Source organism: Pseudomonas sp. TUM25319 (assembly GCF_056388475.1).
Genome location: NZ_CM150751.1, coordinates 6,803,741 through 6,818,155, shown reverse-complemented (window position 1 = coordinate 6,818,155; position 14,415 = coordinate 6,803,741). Strand labels below are relative to the sequence as shown.

Annotated in this window: 10 protein-coding genes; 8 read left to right on the top strand and 2 right to left on the bottom strand. The window is 62.6% G+C overall.

Annotated features, from left to right (window positions below; genetic code table 11):
- Nucleotides 1-70 precede the first annotated feature (70 nt).
- The gene (gene argA, locus AC05QJ_RS30905; protein ID WP_476744948.1) at nucleotides 71-1,369 is read left to right on the top strand and encodes an amino-acid N-acetyltransferase; all 1,299 of its coding nucleotides are present in this window, start codon (nucleotides 71-73) and stop codon (nucleotides 1,367-1,369) included.
- Between the two features lie 204 nt (nucleotides 1,370-1,573).
- Here the strand turns inward: argA and AC05QJ_RS30900 are convergent, their stop codons facing one another.
- The gene (locus AC05QJ_RS30900; protein ID WP_476744947.1) at nucleotides 1,574-2,950 is read right to left on the bottom strand and encodes a glutamine synthetase family protein; all 1,377 of its coding nucleotides are present in this window, start codon (nucleotides 2,948-2,950) and stop codon (nucleotides 1,574-1,576) included.
- A gap of 602 nt (nucleotides 2,951-3,552) precedes the next feature.
- Here AC05QJ_RS30900 and AC05QJ_RS30895 point away from each other — a divergent pair.
- From AC05QJ_RS30895 to AC05QJ_RS30865, 7 genes are all read left to right on the top strand, one after another.
- Nucleotides 3,553-4,914, top strand: coding sequence for a glutamine synthetase family protein (locus tag AC05QJ_RS30895; protein WP_476744946.1), 1,362 nt, complete (start codon nucleotides 3,553-3,555; stop codon nucleotides 4,912-4,914).
- A 49-nt stretch (nucleotides 4,915-4,963) separates the two neighbouring features.
- A complete protein-coding gene (locus tag AC05QJ_RS30890) occupies nucleotides 4,964-6,325 on the top strand; it encodes an aspartate aminotransferase family protein (RefSeq protein ID WP_476744945.1) in 1,362 nt (453 codons plus the stop codon).
- Nucleotides 6,326-6,497: 172 nt separating this feature from the next.
- Nucleotides 6,498-7,595, top strand: coding sequence for a polyamine ABC transporter substrate-binding protein (locus tag AC05QJ_RS30885; protein WP_476744944.1), 1,098 nt, complete (start codon nucleotides 6,498-6,500; stop codon nucleotides 7,593-7,595).
- Nucleotides 7,596-7,760: 165 nt separating this feature from the next.
- Nucleotides 7,761-8,855: a polyamine ABC transporter substrate-binding protein gene (locus AC05QJ_RS30880; RefSeq protein WP_476744943.1), complete on the top strand. Its 1,095-nt coding sequence runs from the start codon at nucleotides 7,761-7,763 to the stop codon at nucleotides 8,853-8,855.
- Between the two features lie 58 nt (nucleotides 8,856-8,913).
- Nucleotides 8,914-10,056, top strand: coding sequence for a polyamine ABC transporter ATP-binding protein (gene potA / locus AC05QJ_RS30875; RefSeq protein ID WP_476744942.1), 1,143 nt, complete (start codon nucleotides 8,914-8,916; stop codon nucleotides 10,054-10,056).
- Nucleotides 10,053-10,973, top strand: coding sequence for an ABC transporter permease subunit (locus AC05QJ_RS30870; protein WP_476744941.1), 921 nt, complete (start codon nucleotides 10,053-10,055; stop codon nucleotides 10,971-10,973). The genes potA and AC05QJ_RS30870 overlap by 4 nt, the downstream gene beginning before the upstream one ends.
- The gene (locus AC05QJ_RS30865) at nucleotides 10,970-11,851 is read left to right on the top strand and encodes an ABC transporter permease subunit (RefSeq protein ID WP_476744940.1); all 882 of its coding nucleotides are present in this window, start codon (nucleotides 10,970-10,972) and stop codon (nucleotides 11,849-11,851) included. The genes AC05QJ_RS30870 and AC05QJ_RS30865 overlap by 4 nt, the downstream gene beginning before the upstream one ends.
- A 117-nt stretch (nucleotides 11,852-11,968) precedes the next feature.
- Here AC05QJ_RS30865 and AC05QJ_RS30860 read toward each other — a convergent pair whose 3' ends face one another.
- Nucleotides 11,969-14,350 carry a penicillin acylase family protein gene (locus tag AC05QJ_RS30860; RefSeq protein WP_476744939.1) on the bottom strand — a complete coding sequence of 794 codons (2,382 nt, stop codon included), beginning with the start codon at nucleotides 14,348-14,350 and terminating at the stop codon, nucleotides 11,969-11,971.
- Nucleotides 14,351-14,415 lie beyond the last annotated feature (65 nt).

Genomic DNA, 14,415 nt, shown 5'->3' with positions numbered 1-14,415 from the left:
GCTGCGACGATAACGCTCCGAGCGCTGTGTGCTGTTCCGTTCTTGTCTTTGATTCCTACAGGCTCAGGTTATGCCCGAATACGTCAACTGGCTGCGTCACGCTTCTCCCTACATCAACGCCCACCGGGACTGCACCTTCGTGGTGATGCTTCCGGGTGACGGTGTCGACCACCCCAATTTCGGCAATATCGTCCACGACCTGGTGCTGTTGCACAGCCTCGGGGTACGCCTGGTTCTGGTGCACGGTTCTCGCCCGCAGATCGAAAGCCGCCTGGAGGCCCGTGGCCTGAGCGCCCATTACCACCATGGCCTGCGTATCACCGATGCGGCAACGCTGGAGTGCGTGATCGACGCAGTCGGCCAGTTGCGCATCGCCATCGAGGCGCGGCTGTCGATGGACATGGCCGCCTCGCCGATGCAGGGCGCGCGGCTGCGGGTCGCCTCGGGCAACCTGGTGACGGCACGGCCGATCGGCGTGCTGGAAGGTGTCGACTATCACCACACCGGCGAAGTGCGCCGGGTCGATCGCAAGGGCATCAACCGCCTGCTGGACGAGCGCTCCATCGTGCTGCTGTCGCCGCTGGGCTACTCGCCGACCGGCGAAATCTTCAACCTCGCCTGTGAAGACGTCGCCACCCGCGCCGCCATCGAGCTGGCGGCAGACAAGCTGCTGCTGTTTGGCGCCGAGCCGGGCTTGCTGGATGCCCAGGGGCGTCTGGTGCGGGAGATTCGCCCGCAACAGGTCGCGCCGCACCTGGAGCGCCTTGGCTCCGATTACCAGGCCGAATTGCTGGATGCCGCCGCCGAAGCCTGCCGGGGCGGTGTGGCCCGCAGCCATATCGTCAGCTACGTGGAAAACGGAGCGCTGCTCAACGAGCTGTTCACTCGCGAAGGTGGCGGCACGCTGGTGGCCCAGGAGCAGTTCGAGCTGGTGCGTGAGGCGGCGATCGAAGATGTCGGCGGCTTGCTGGAACTGATCAGCCCGCTGGAAGAGCAGGGAATTCTGGTGCGTCGCTCCCGCGAAGTGCTGGAGCGCGAGATCGAGCAGTTCAGCGTGGTCGAGCGGGAAAGCACCATCATCGCCTGTGCGGCGCTGTACCCGATTGCCGATTCCGATGCCGGTGAGCTGGCGTGCCTGGCGGTGAACCCGGAGTATCGCCACGGCGGACGCGGCGATGACCTGCTGGAGCGGATCGAAACCCGGGCGCGGGCGTTGGGGCTGAAGACCTTGTTCGTCCTCACCACGCGGACGGCGCACTGGTTCCGCGAGCGCGGCTTCGTGCCGAGCAGCGTAGACCGGCTGCCGGCGGCGCGGGCGTCGCTGTACAACTACCAGCGTAATTCGAAGATCTTCGAGAAAGCCTTGTAGGCTTGAGGGAAAGCGGATCCTGTGGGAGCGGCTGTTAGCCGCGATTGGGCGCGAAGCGGCCATAAAACCGGTGCTCTCGGTGTGTCAGAAAGACGTTGAGCTCAGGTTTTACGACGGCTTCGCCGCCGATCGCGGCTGACAGCCGCTCCCACGAGGTCCGGACAACGCCATGAAAAACGCCGCCTGATCAGGCGGCGTTTTCATTTACACGGTATGCAGGTACCAGTTGTACTCGAGGTCGGAGATGGAGTGTTCGAACTCCTCCAGCTCGCTTTCCTTGCACGCGACGAAGATGTCGATGTACTTCGGATCGATGTACTTGTTGAGGATCTCGCTGTCGTCCAGCTCGCGCAGGGCATCGCGCAGGTTGTTCGGCAGGCTCTGTTCGACCTGTTCGTAGGCGTTGCCTTCGACCGGGGTGCTCGGCTCGATCTTGTTGGTCAGGCCGTGGTGAACGCCCGCCAGCACGGCGGCCATCAGCAGGTACGGGTTGGCATCGGCACCGGCGACGCGGTGTTCGATACGCACCGCGTCCGGCGTGCCGGTCGGTACGCGCAGGGCCACGGTACGGTTGTCCAGACCCCAGCTCGGCGCATTCGGCACGTAGAACTGGGCGCCGAAACGACGGTACGAGTTGACGTTCGGGCAGAGGAACGCCATCGACGCTGGCAGGGTCTCGAGCACACCGCCGATCGCGTGACGCAGCGCGGCGTTCTGCTCGGGATCCTCGCTGGTGAAGATGTTCTTGCCATCTTTGTCCAGCACCGAGATATGGACGTGCAGACCATTGCCCGCCTGGCCTGGGTAAGGCTTGGCCATGAAGGTGGTGTCCATCTCATGGTCGTAGGCGATGTTCTTGATCAGGCGCTTGAGCAGTACCGCGTAATCGCAGGCCTTCAGTGGGTCGGCGACGTGGTGCAGGTTCACCTCGAACTGCGCCGGGGCGCTTTCCTTGACGATGGCGTCGGCCGGAATGCCTTGCTCCTTGGCACCTTCGAGGATGTCCTGGAGGCAGTCGACGTATTCATCGAGGTCGTCGATCAGGTACACCTGGGTCGACTGCGGACGCTTGCCGGAAATTGGCGAGCGAGGAGGTTGCGGACGGCCGTTCACGTTCTCCTGGTCGATCAGGTAGAACTCCAGCTCGAACGCGGCGCAGATGGTCAGGCCCAGCTCGTCGAATTTGGCCACGACCTGACGCAGGACTTCACGCGGGTCGGCGAAGAACGGCTCGCCCTCGAGCTCGTGCATGGTCATCAGCAGCTGGGCGGTGGGGCGCTTCTGCCAGGGTTCGTTGGACAGGGTATCGGGGATTGGATAGCAGATCCGGTCGGCGTCGCCGATGTCCAGACCCAGGCCGGTGCTCTCGACCGTGGAGCCATTGATATCCAATGCGAAGAGGGAGGCCGGCAGGTTGATGCCTTTCTCGTAAACCTTGTGGAGGCTGGTGCGCTCGATGCGCTTGCCACGCACTACACCATTCATATCTGCAATCAGAAGGTCAACGTAGAGAACCTCGGGATGTTCCTTCAGGAACGCGTTCGCTTCGTTAAGCTGAACGGCACGCGGGGGTACCGACATGATGCAACACCTTTGTTGTTAAAAATATCAATCAAGTGGGGCTTGCAAGCCCAGTCAAACGGAAAGACAGGGTGAAGTCAAGCCAGCCACATGATGCCCTAAAAGGGCGCCGTCGCGGCATTTTTGCTGCAATTGAGGGCGTCGACAAGGGCTGCTTTGGTCTGGCGAGGGCGGAAACGAGAAAGCCGTATTTTATTTTTTACGGGGGAGTTGTGTAAAAAAATGAACAAGGCTAAGCTCGGTCGCAACCCATAACATCAATAATACCGGGGGTTACATGTCACGCCTGCCGATCACCGGCAAGACCGACTGCCCATCGTGGGCGGGTTCGGACGCCTTTTCAGCGAGCCCTGCGCGCTCCACGCCCCTGGCGTTGGCGCCGGCCATAATAGTTGACGGCCACGGCGACATGTTTCCTGTCGTTTCGCTCTCTCATACTGCCTTTCATCACTATAGCGGGCTCCGTTGCATCCCGGAGATCGCCGGTGACGCATTCTCCTCGCGCGGCTTTTGCTTTGGGCCGTCGGGGCATCCAGAATGCTGGAGACGGCCTGTTACAGGCGTCCTGACCACAGTCCAGGCATTTACCTCCTGAGGTATTTATGAGTAGCAGCAATCTCGACCAGCTCACCGATTGGCTGAAAGAGCACAAGATCACCGAAGTCGAATGTCTGATCAGCGACCTGACCGGTATCACCCGGGGCAAGATCTCGCCGACCAACAAGTTCATCGCCGAAAAGGGCATGCGCCTGCCCGAAAGCGTCCTGCTGCAGACCGTGACCGGCGACTACGTGGATGACGACATCTATTACGAGCTGCTGGACCCGGCCGACATCGACATGGTGTGTCGCCCGGACGCCGACGCCGTGTTCCTCGTGCCATGGGCCATCGAGCCGACCGCCCAGGTGATTCACGACACCTACGACAAGAAGGGCAACCCGGTCGAGCTATCGCCGCGCAACGTGCTCAAGAAAGTGCTGAAACTCTATGCCGATAAAGGCTGGCAGCCGATCGTGGCGCCGGAAATGGAGTTCTACCTGACCAAGCGCTGCGAAGACCCGGACTTCCCGCTGCAGCCGCCGATTGGCCGCTCCGGTCGCCCGGAAACCGGACGCCAGTCGTTCTCCATCGAAGCGGCCAACGAATTCGACCCGCTGTTCGAAGATGTCTACGACTGGTGCGAACTACAGAACCTCGACCTGGACACGCTGATCCACGAAGACGGCACCGCACAGATGGAAATCAACTTCCGTCATGGCAACGCCCTGTCCCTGGCCGACCAGATCCTGGTGTTCAAGCGCACCATGCGCGAGGCCGCGCTCAAGCACAACGTCGCCGCCACCTTCATGGCCAAACCCATGACCGGCGAGCCGGGCAGCGCCATGCACCTGCACCAGAGCATCATCGACGTGCACACCGGCAAGAACATCTTCTCCAATGAAGATGGCAGCATGAGCGATCTGTTCCTGCACCACATTGGCGGCCTGCAGAAATTCATACCCGAAGTACTGCCGCTGTTCGCGCCGAACGTGAACTCGTTCCGCCGCTTCCTGCCGGACACCTCGGCCCCGGTCAACGTCGAATGGGGCGAAGAAAACCGCACCGTCGGCCTGCGTGTACCGGATGCCGGCCCGCAGAACCGCCGCGTCGAGAACCGCCTGCCCGGCGCCGACGCCAACCCTTACCTGGCCATCGCCGCGAGCCTGTTGTGTGGCTACATCGGCATGGTCGAAGGCATCAACGCCAGCGCACCGGTGCAGGGCCGCGGCTACGAGCGCCGCAACCTGCGCCTGCCGCTGACCATCGAGGACGCCCTGGACCGCATGGAAAACTGCCGTGCGCTGGAGTCGTACCTGGGCAAGAAATTCATCGCCGGCTACGTGGCGACCAAGCGTGCCGAGCATGAGAACTTCAAGCGAGTGATCAGTTCGTGGGAGCGTGAGTTCCTGTTGTTCGCGGTCTGATCGAACCCCGGGGCCGCAGGAGCGCGGCCGCCAGAAAACGGAGAAGCACATGAGCGTCAAGAACCCGCAAACCCGCGAGTGGCAGGACCTGAGTCGTGATCATCACCTGGCGCCTTTCAGCGACTATAAGCAGTTGCACGAAAAGGGCCCGCGGGTCATCACCAAGGCCCAGGGCGTGCACCTGTGGGACAGCGAGGGCAACAAGATCCTCGACGGCATGGCCGGCCTGTGGTGCGTGGCGGTCGGCTATGGCCGTGAAGAACTGGCTGAGGCCGCCAGCAAGCAGATGCGCGAGCTGCCGTACTACAACCTGTTCTTCCAGACCGCTCACCCACCGGCGCTGGAACTGGCCAAGGCCATTTCCGATGTGGCGCCGGCCGGCATGAGCCATGTGTTCTTCACCGGTTCCGGCTCCGAAGGCAACGACACCGTGCTGCGCCTGGTCCGTCACTACTGGGCGCTCAAGGGCAAGCCGCAGAAGAAGGTGATCATCGGCCGCGTCAACGGCTACCACGGCTCCACCGTGGCCGGTGCCAGCCTGGGCGGCATGTCCGGCATGCACGAGCAGGGCGACCTGCCGATTCCGGGTATCGTCCACATTCCGCAGCCGTACTGGTTTGGCGAAGGCGGCGACAAGACCCCTGAGGCATTCGGCATCTGGGCCGCCGAGCAACTGGAGCAGAAGATCCTCGAAGTCGGTGTCGACAACGTCGCCGCCTTCATCGCCGAGCCGATCCAGGGCGCTGGCGGCGTGATCATTCCGCCAGACAGCTACTGGCCGAAGGTCAAGGAGATCCTCGCTCGCTACGACATTCTGTTCGTCGCCGACGAAGTGATCTGCGGCTTTGGCCGGACCGGCGAATGGTTCGGTTCCGACTACTACGGCCTCAAGCCTGACCTGATGACCATCGCCAAGGGCCTGACCTCTGGCTACATCCCCATGGGCGGCGTGATCGTCCGTGACGAGGTGGTCAAGGTGCTCAATGAAGGCGGCGACTTCAACCACGGCTTCACCTATTCCGGCCACCCGGTGGCGGCGGCGGTAGGTCTGGAAAACCTGCGGATCCTGCGTGACGAGAAGATCGTCGAGAAGGTCCGCGAGGAAACGGCACCCTATTTGCAGAAACGTCTGCGCGAGCTGAACGATCACCCGCTGGTGGGCGAAGTCCGCGGCCTGGGTATGCTCGGCGCGATCGAACTGGTGAAGGACAAAGCCACTCGTACACGTTACGAAGGCAAAGCCGTTGGCATGATCTGCCGGCAGTTCTGCTTCGACAATGGCCTGATCATGCGCGCCGTGGGCGACACCATGATCATCGCTCCACCGCTGGTGATCAGCCGCGAGGAAATCGATGAACTGCTGGAAAAGGCTCGTAAATGCCTGGATCTGACGCTCGAAGCGCTGGGCTGATCTGCTGCTAGGCTGGCTGGGTGGCACTACGGCACTACCGGGGCGGCGCTTTCCTTGAAAGAGCGCCTCGGAACTTGCCAGACTAGCGCCTGTTTCAGTCGCCCAGCGCGTTGCGCCACAGGACACGGGCTGCTGAACAGATGGCTTTATAAAAATTCTGGAGCAATAACGCATGAAGAAAATGGGCAAGACGTTGCTGGCCGCAGCCCTCATGGGTGCCATGGCCTCCGCTGTTCAGGCCGAAGACAAGGTACTGAACGTTTACAACTGGTCGGACTACATTGCGCCGGACACCATCGAGAAGTTCGAGAAAGAGACCGGTATCAAGGTCAAGTACGACGTCTTCGACAGCAACGAAACCCTTGAAGCCAAGTTGCTGGCAGGCAAGTCGGGTTACGACATCGTCGTACCGTCCAACAACTTCCTGGCCAAACAGATCAAGGCCGGTGTCTACGACGAGCTGGACAAGTCCAAGCTGCCAAGCTGGAAGAACCTCGACGAAGACCTGCTCAAGGCTGTCGGTGATGCCAGCGACCCGGGCAACAAGCACGCCTTCCCCTACATGTGGGGCTCCATCGGCATCGGCTACAACCCCGAGAAGGTCAAGGCCGCGCTGGGCATCGACAAGATCGACTCCTGGGACGTGGTGTTCAAGCCCGAGAACATCGCCAAGCTCAAGAGCTGCGGCGTGAGCTTCCTCGATGCACCAACCGAAATGATCCCGGCCGCGCTGCATTACCTGGGCAAGCCGAGCAACAGCACCTCCAAGGAAGACCTGAAGGCCGCCGAGGACCTGTTCCTGAAGATCCGTCCTTCGATCACCTACTTCCACTCCTCCAAGTACATCGGTGACCTCGCCAACGGCAACATCTGCGTGGCCGTGGGCTACTCGGGTGACCTGGAGCAGTCCAAGGCCCGTGCCCACGAGGCCGGCGACAAGGTCAAGCTGGACTACATCATTCCGAAGGAAGGCGCCGGCACCTTCTATGACATGGTCGCCATCCCCAAGGATGCCGAACACAAGGAAGCCGCCTACAAGTTCATGGAGTTCCTGCTCCAGCCTGAAGTCATGGCCGGTATCACCAACGCCGTGCGCTTCCCGAACGGCAACAAGGCGGCGACCCCGTTCGTTGACAAGGACATCACCAGCGACCCGAGCATCTACCCGCCGAAAGAGGTGAAGGAGCAGCTTTACGCGATCGCAGCGCCTGCGGCAGATGCCCAGCGCCTGATCACCCGCAGCTGGACCAGGATCAAGTCGGGCAAGTAAGCCGACTTGCCCCCCAGGCGCGGTGAAAGCCGCGTCCTGTGGGGGCTGCAATGCAAAATTCTTTTGCCGGTAGGGTGTATCGAAGGTAAGTTGCGCGCCGGTTTGCATGTCCGGCAGGTAAATCTGTCGCATGCCCCACGGGCACTAATGTAGAGGACCTCCCACTTGTCTATTTCCGTTTTTCGCAAGGCCGTTCTGGCTGGAGCGGGTCTGACGCTGGCATGCAGCGTCCAAGCGGCGCCCACGGTGCACATTTACAACTGGTCGGACTACATCGGCCAGACCACCCTGGCGGACTTCGAGAAGTCGACCGGCATCAAGCCGCTGTACGACGTCTTCGACTCCAACGAAACCCTGGAAGGCAAGCTGCTGGCCGGTCGTACCGGCTATGACGTGGTGGTGCCGTCCAACCATTTCCTCGGCAAACAGATCAAGGCCGGCGCGTTCCAGAAACTCGACCGTGCGCAGTTGCCGAACTGGAACAACCTCGATCCGGCCCTGCTCAAGCGCCTGGAGCGCAATGACCCGGGCAACCAGTACGCCGTGCCTTACCTGTGGGGCACCAACGGCATCGGCTACAACGTCGAGAAGGTCAAGGCGGCGCTGGGTACCGACACGATCGATTCCTGGGCCATGCTGTTCGAGCCGGAGAACATCAAGAAACTCTCCAGTTGCGGCGTCGCCTTCCTCGATTCGGCGGACGAAATGCTTCCCGCCGTGCTGAATTACCTCGGGCTCGACCCCAACAGCACCGATCCGAAGGACTACGAAAAGGCCGAGAAAACGCTCATGGCCGTGCGTCCCTACGTGACCTATTTCCACTCGTCCAAGTACATCTCCGACCTCGCCAACGGCGACATCTGCGTGGCCGCAGGCTTCTCCGGCGATGTGTTCCAGGCCAAGGCCCGCGCTGAAGAAGCCGGCAAGGGCGTGGACGTGGCTTATGTGATTCCTAGGGAGGGGGGCAACCTCTGGTTCGACATGCTGGCCATCCCCAAGGATGCCGGCAACGTCAAAGAGGCCCATGCCTTCATCAACTATCTGCTCGAGCCTGCGGTCATTGCCCAGGTGAGCGATTACGTGGGTTACGCCAACCCCAACCCCAAGGCTGGCGAACTGATGGACCAGGATGTGCGCAACGACGCGGCGGTTTACCCGTCGCAGGAAGTAATCGACAAGCTGTACGTCAACTCTGAGCTACCGCCCAAAGTGCAGCGTTTGATGACCCGCATCTGGACCAAGGTCAAGTCGGGCAAATAAATATCCGCACCCGTCACGGCAGGGACGGGTACAGAACATACTGTTGGGAGTTTCACACATGGCAGTTGCCTCCGGCGCCTATAAGAAAGCCCTTGAAGGCGACCAGCAACCTAAACAGGTACTGGTCAAGATCGACAGGGTCACGAAGAAGTTCGACGAAACCGTCGCGGTGGACGATGTCTCCCTCGAAATCAAAAAGGGCGAGATCTTCGCCCTGCTCGGCGGCTCCGGCTCGGGTAAATCCACCCTGCTGCGCATGCTGGCCGGTTTCGAGCGTCCCACCGAAGGACGGATTTTCCTCGATGGCGTCGATATCACCGACATGCCGCCCTACGAGCGGCCCATCAACATGATGTTCCAGTCCTACGCGCTGTTCCCGCACATGACCGTGGCGCAGAACATTGCCTTCGGCCTGCAGCAGGACAAGATGCCCAAGGCCGAGATCGAGGCCCGTGTGGCCGAGATGCTCAAGCTGGTGCACATGACCCAGTACGCCAAGCGCAAGCCGCACCAGCTCTCCGGCGGCCAGCGCCAGCGCGTGGCCCTGGCCCGCTCGCTGGCCAAGCGTCCGAAGCTGCTGCTGCTCGACGAGCCGATGGGGGCGCTGGACAAGAAACTGCGTTCGCAGATGCAGCTCGAACTGGTCGAGATCATCGAGCGGGTCGGCGTGACCTGCGTGATGGTGACCCACGACCAGGAAGAGGCCATGACCATGGCCCAGCGCATCGCCATCATGCACCTGGGCTGGATCGCCCAGATCGGCAGCCCGATCGACGTCTACGAGACCCCGACCAGCCGCCTGGTCTGCGAATTCATCGGCAACGTCAACCTGTTCGAGGGTGATGTGGTCGACGACGCCGAAGGCCATGCGCTGATTTCCAGCCCGGAGCTGGAGCGCAACATCTACGTCGGCCACGGCATCACCACGTCGGTGGAAGACAAGCACATCACCTACGCCCTGCGTCCGGAAAAGCTGCTGGTCACCACCCAGCCTCCGGCCGAGGACTACAACTGGTCCCGCGGCAAGGTGCATGACATCGCCTACCTGGGCGGCCACTCGGTGTTCTACGTCGAGCTGCCGAGCGGCAAGATCGTGCAGTCCTTCGTCGCCAACGCCGAACGCCAGGGCTCGCGGCCTACCTGGGGTGACGAAGTCTACGTCTGCTGGGAAAACGACAGCGGCGTGGTACTGCGGTCATGAACATGCGCAAGCTCAAGCGAGCGCTCCACCGCATAACACCCGAGGGGCGCCACCTGGTCATCGGCGTCCCGTTCCTGTGGCTGTTCCTGTTCTTCATGTTGCCGTTCTTCATCGTCCTGAAGATCAGCTTCGCCGAAGCCGACGTGGCGATCCCGCCGTACACCGAAATCTACAGCTACGTCGAGGGCAAGGTCCAGTTGATCCTCAACCTGGCCAACTACGGCCTGCTGACCGAGGATGAGCTGTACATTTCGGCCTATCTCGGCTCCTTGAAGATGGCCTTCTTCAGCACGCTGCTGTGCCTGCTGATCGGCTACCCGATGGCCTACGCCATCGCCAACGCCAAGAAGGAAACCCAGACCGTGCTGTTGCTGCTGATCATGATGCCGACCTGGACGGCGATCCTGATCCGCGTGTATGCCTGGATGGGCATCCTCAGCAACAACGGCCTGCTCAATGCCTTCCTGATGTGGCTGGGGCTGATCGACGAGCCGCTGCAGATCCTCAACACCAACCTTGCGGTGTACATCGGCGTGGTCTATTCGTACCTGCCGTTCATGATCCTGCCGCTGTTCGCCAACCTGGTGAAACACGACCAGAGCCTGCTGGAAGCCGCCTCGGACCTGGGTTCGAGCACCTTCAACAGCTTCTGGAAAATCACCGTGCCGCTGTCCAAGAACGGCATCATCGCCGGCTGCATGCTGGTATTCATCCCGGTGGTGGGCGAGTTCGTCATTCCTGAGCTGCTGGGCGGTCCGGAAACCCTGATGATCGGTAAAGTCCTCTGGCAGGAATTCTTCAACAACCGCGACTGGCCTGTGGCCTCGGCCCTGGCGGTGGTGATGCTGGCGATCCTGATCGTGCCGATCCTGCTGTTCAACCGCAGCCAGGCCAAAGAGATGGAGGGCAGGGCATGAAACGTTTCGGATTCTCCAAGCTGATGCTGGTCCTCGGCCTGTTGTTCATCTACCTGCCGATGCTGATCCTGGTGATCTACTCGTTCAACGCCTCCAAGCTGGTGACGGTGTGGGGTGGCTGGTCGGTAAAGTGGTACGTCGGCCTGCTGGACAACACCCAACTGATGGGCTCGGTGATGCGCTCGCTGGAAATCGCCACCTACACCGCGATCGCGGCGGTGGCGCTGGGCACCCTGGCGGCCTTCGTGCTGACCCGGGTCACCCGCTTCAAGGGCCGTACCCTGTTCGGTGGCCTGGTCACCGCGCCGCTGGTCATGCCTGAGGTAATCACCGGTCTGTCGCTGTTGCTGCTGTTCGTGGCCATGGCGCAGATGATCGGCTGGCCGCAGGAGCGCGGCATCGTCACCATCTGGATCGCCCACACCACGTTCTGTGCCGCCTACGTGGCGGTGGTGGTGTCGGCCCGCCTGCGCGAGCTGGACCTGTCCATCGAAGAGGCGGCCATGGACCTCGGTGCGCGGCCGTGGAAGGTGTTCTTCCTGATCACCATCCCGATGATCGCGCCGTCGCTGGCAGCGGGCGGCATGATGTCCTTCGCCCTGTCGCTGGACGACCTGGTACTGGCGAGCTTCGTGTCGGGTCCGGGTTCCACCACCTTGCCGATGGAAGTGTTCTCGGCGGTGCGCCTGGGCGTGAAACCGGAGATCAACGCCGTGGCCAGCCTGATCCTGCTGGTGGTGTCGTTCGCCACCTTCCTGGTGTGGTACTTCAGCCGTCAGGCCGAAGAGCGCCGCAAGCGCGCGATCCAGCAGGCCATCGAAGAGAGCGCTGCGGATTCGTGGAAACAGCCGGATGTGCGTCGTCCGGCCCAGGCCTGATCTGAGGCCTTGAGGGCCTCATCGCTGGCAAGCCAGCTCCCACAGTGTCCGCGCCATGCACAAAACCCTGTGGGAGCCGGCTTTGCCGGCGATGAGGCCGTCAACACCGGCGCATGACTACTTGCCTGGCACCAACCGCAACGTCCCCTCCGTCTCCCCCGCCAACCCCAACCACGCCCGCTGGTATTTCCCCTCGATATACGGCGTTGCCTGATCGGCATAATGCCTGTCGAACAGCACCCCACTCTGCCCGACCGGATTGATACTCAGCGCCGTCCCCGCATCGGCGAAGTCGATCAACCGTCGTGTCGATGGCCCATAGGTCACCGGCCACGGCGCCGGCCCGATCTTCGCCGACAGGTTGTTCGGTACTTCATGCGTCCCCGGTGCCGCGAACGGGCCGACATTGAATAGCCTATCCAGGGGCTTCTGCATGCCCAGCGGATGGCCGTGGGTGAGGGTGTGCGCCTTGCCCCATTGCCAGCTTGCCGGGTCGTTGCCGAGGGTCTCGCGCAGGTGGGCGAGGGTGTTGTCCCAGGCCAGTTTGACCACTGCCGTGCGGCTGCCCCGTTCGCTGCTGCCCTGGGTGTCCCACCATGGCGAATCGGCGTCGGCAGCCAGGCGCGGCAGCGCAGCGTCGATCACCCGGGTCGAGAGCAGGGCCTGGAACCAGGCATCGCCCAGTTCATCGTGCATCGCCGCGTAGGCCAGCTCAAAGAGGAACTGGTTGAACAGCGTGGCATTGACCGAGTCCAGCGGGTAGTCGCCACGCCAGCCGGCCAGCTGCTCCACCAGTTCGCGGCCCTGATCGTCCTGCACCACCTGGCGCAGCACACCGAGCAACGGTCCCAGCGTGCGCGGGCCGTAGTCGGTCGTGGTGCCCAGTTGCAGCGCCTGGCTGTTCTGCAGGTCCCATTTGACCTGATCGTCGGCCAGTTGCCGGTCCAGTTGCTGACCGCGGTCGGCGAGGTTGTAGTAGCCGGGCACCGGCATGCCGGTCGGTGACAGCGGCTGGAAGTTGGCCGAGACGATGTAGCCGCTGGCCGGGTTCTCCGACTGCGGGTTGGCGCTGAACGGGTAGAAGCCCGATTTGTCGGCCTGGGCCGTGCTGCCGTCGAGGATGAAGGACGGGTTCACGCCTTGCGGACGGATCGGCAGCGCCGCTGCCGCCCACCAGCCGATATCGCCACGGGCGTTGGCCCAGACGAAATTCAGCCCCGGCGCCTGGACCTTCTGGACCGCACTGCGCATGGCGTCGAGGGTGCTGGCGCGGTTGATTTCGTAGAAGCCGTCGAGGATCGGGTTCTCGGTTTCAAGGAAGGCCCACCACATGGCCACCGGCGTGGGGCCAGCGTCTTCGCCGAGCACCTTGTTGACGATCGGCCCATGGGGCGAGCGCAGCAGGGTGATGGTCTGGTCCGCCTCGCCCTTGACCTTGAGGGTCTGCTCGGTGCGGGTCAGCGCCTGCCATTGGCCGCCGATCATCACCTGGTCCGGATGCTCCGGATTGACCCGCTCGGCGATCAGATCGACGTCATCGTTCTGGAACATGGTCAGGCTCCAGCCGAACTCGCGGTTGTGCCCGAGGGACGCGAAGGGGTTGAGCGCCTGGTGATAGCCATAGAGGTGGAAACCCGGAGCTGACAGCTCGGCCTCGTACCACACCGCAGGCACCGAGAAGCGAATATGCGGGTCGCCAGCCAGCAACGGCTTGCCACTGCGGGTGCGACTGCCGCTCACGGCCCAGGCGTTGCTGCCCTCGAACTGCGGCAGCCCGGCCTCGCCGAGGGCCTGCTGACTGACCATCGCCAACTGGCCGAGACTCTTCCAGTCGGCATCGGCCAGGGCCGGGGCGCGTTGCAGCACGCCGTCGGGGTGCCAGTCGAGGTCGAACACCTTCAGGTAATCGGCGCCCAGGTGGTCGCGGACGAAGGTCAGCAGCGGCTCGGTGCGGAACGCGGCGGCGAAGCTGTAGGCCATGAAGCCGGCGATGCTCAGGGTGTCCTGGGCTGTGAACGGGCGCGGCGTGATGCCGAGCACATCGAACTCCATCGGCTTGGGATGCGTGTCCTGCCAGGCGTTGACCCCTTCCAGATACGCCTGCAGGGCCTTCCAGGCCGGTGATTGCTTGTCCTGGCGATCGACGTAGACCTGCGCCTGTTCGCCGATGCGCAGGCTGCGGAACAGGGTGTCGGTGGCCACCAGCTTCGGCCCCAGCACCTGGGCCAGCTCGCCTTGGGCCAGGCGTCGGGTGATCTCCATCTGGAACAGGCGGTCCTGGGCATGGACGTAGCCCAGGGCGCGGTACAGGTCGGATTCGTTCTGCGCCTGGATATGCGGCACGCCGCGCTCGTCGTAGCGCACGCTGACCGGTGCCTGCAACCCCGCCAGGGCCAGTTCGCCCTCGCGCTGCGGCTGCTTGCCCTGCACATACCAGTAACCCGCGCCGGCGGTCACGGCAGCGATGGCGACGGCGAGAAGAGTGAGGCGGCGTTTCATCGAAGCTCCTTGGGGAGGGAGGCCGGGATCTTCGTCCAGCGAGAGGGTCATGATCGGACAGAGGA

Excerpts from the sequence above, each read along its gene's own strand:
- argA (WP_476744948.1), top strand. The coding sequence starts at position 71 with ATGCCCGAATACGTCAACTGGCTGCGTCACGCTTCTCCCTACATCAAC.
- AC05QJ_RS30900 (WP_476744947.1), bottom strand. The coding sequence starts at position 2,950 with ATGTCGGTACCCCCGCGTGCCGTTCAGCTTAACGAAGCGAACGCGTTC.
- AC05QJ_RS30895 (WP_476744946.1), top strand. The coding sequence starts at position 3,553 with ATGAGTAGCAGCAATCTCGACCAGCTCACCGATTGGCTGAAAGAGCAC.
- AC05QJ_RS30890 (WP_476744945.1), top strand. The coding sequence starts at position 4,964 with ATGAGCGTCAAGAACCCGCAAACCCGCGAGTGGCAGGACCTGAGTCGT.
- AC05QJ_RS30885 (WP_476744944.1), top strand. The coding sequence starts at position 6,498 with ATGAAGAAAATGGGCAAGACGTTGCTGGCCGCAGCCCTCATGGGTGCC.
- potA (WP_476744942.1), top strand. The coding sequence starts at position 8,914 with ATGGCAGTTGCCTCCGGCGCCTATAAGAAAGCCCTTGAAGGCGACCAG.
- AC05QJ_RS30870 (WP_476744941.1), top strand. The coding sequence starts at position 10,053 with ATGAACATGCGCAAGCTCAAGCGAGCGCTCCACCGCATAACACCCGAG.
- AC05QJ_RS30865 (WP_476744940.1), top strand. The coding sequence starts at position 10,970 with ATGAAACGTTTCGGATTCTCCAAGCTGATGCTGGTCCTCGGCCTGTTG.
- AC05QJ_RS30860 (WP_476744939.1), bottom strand. The coding sequence starts at position 14,350 with ATGAAACGCCGCCTCACTCTTCTCGCCGTCGCCATCGCTGCCGTGACC.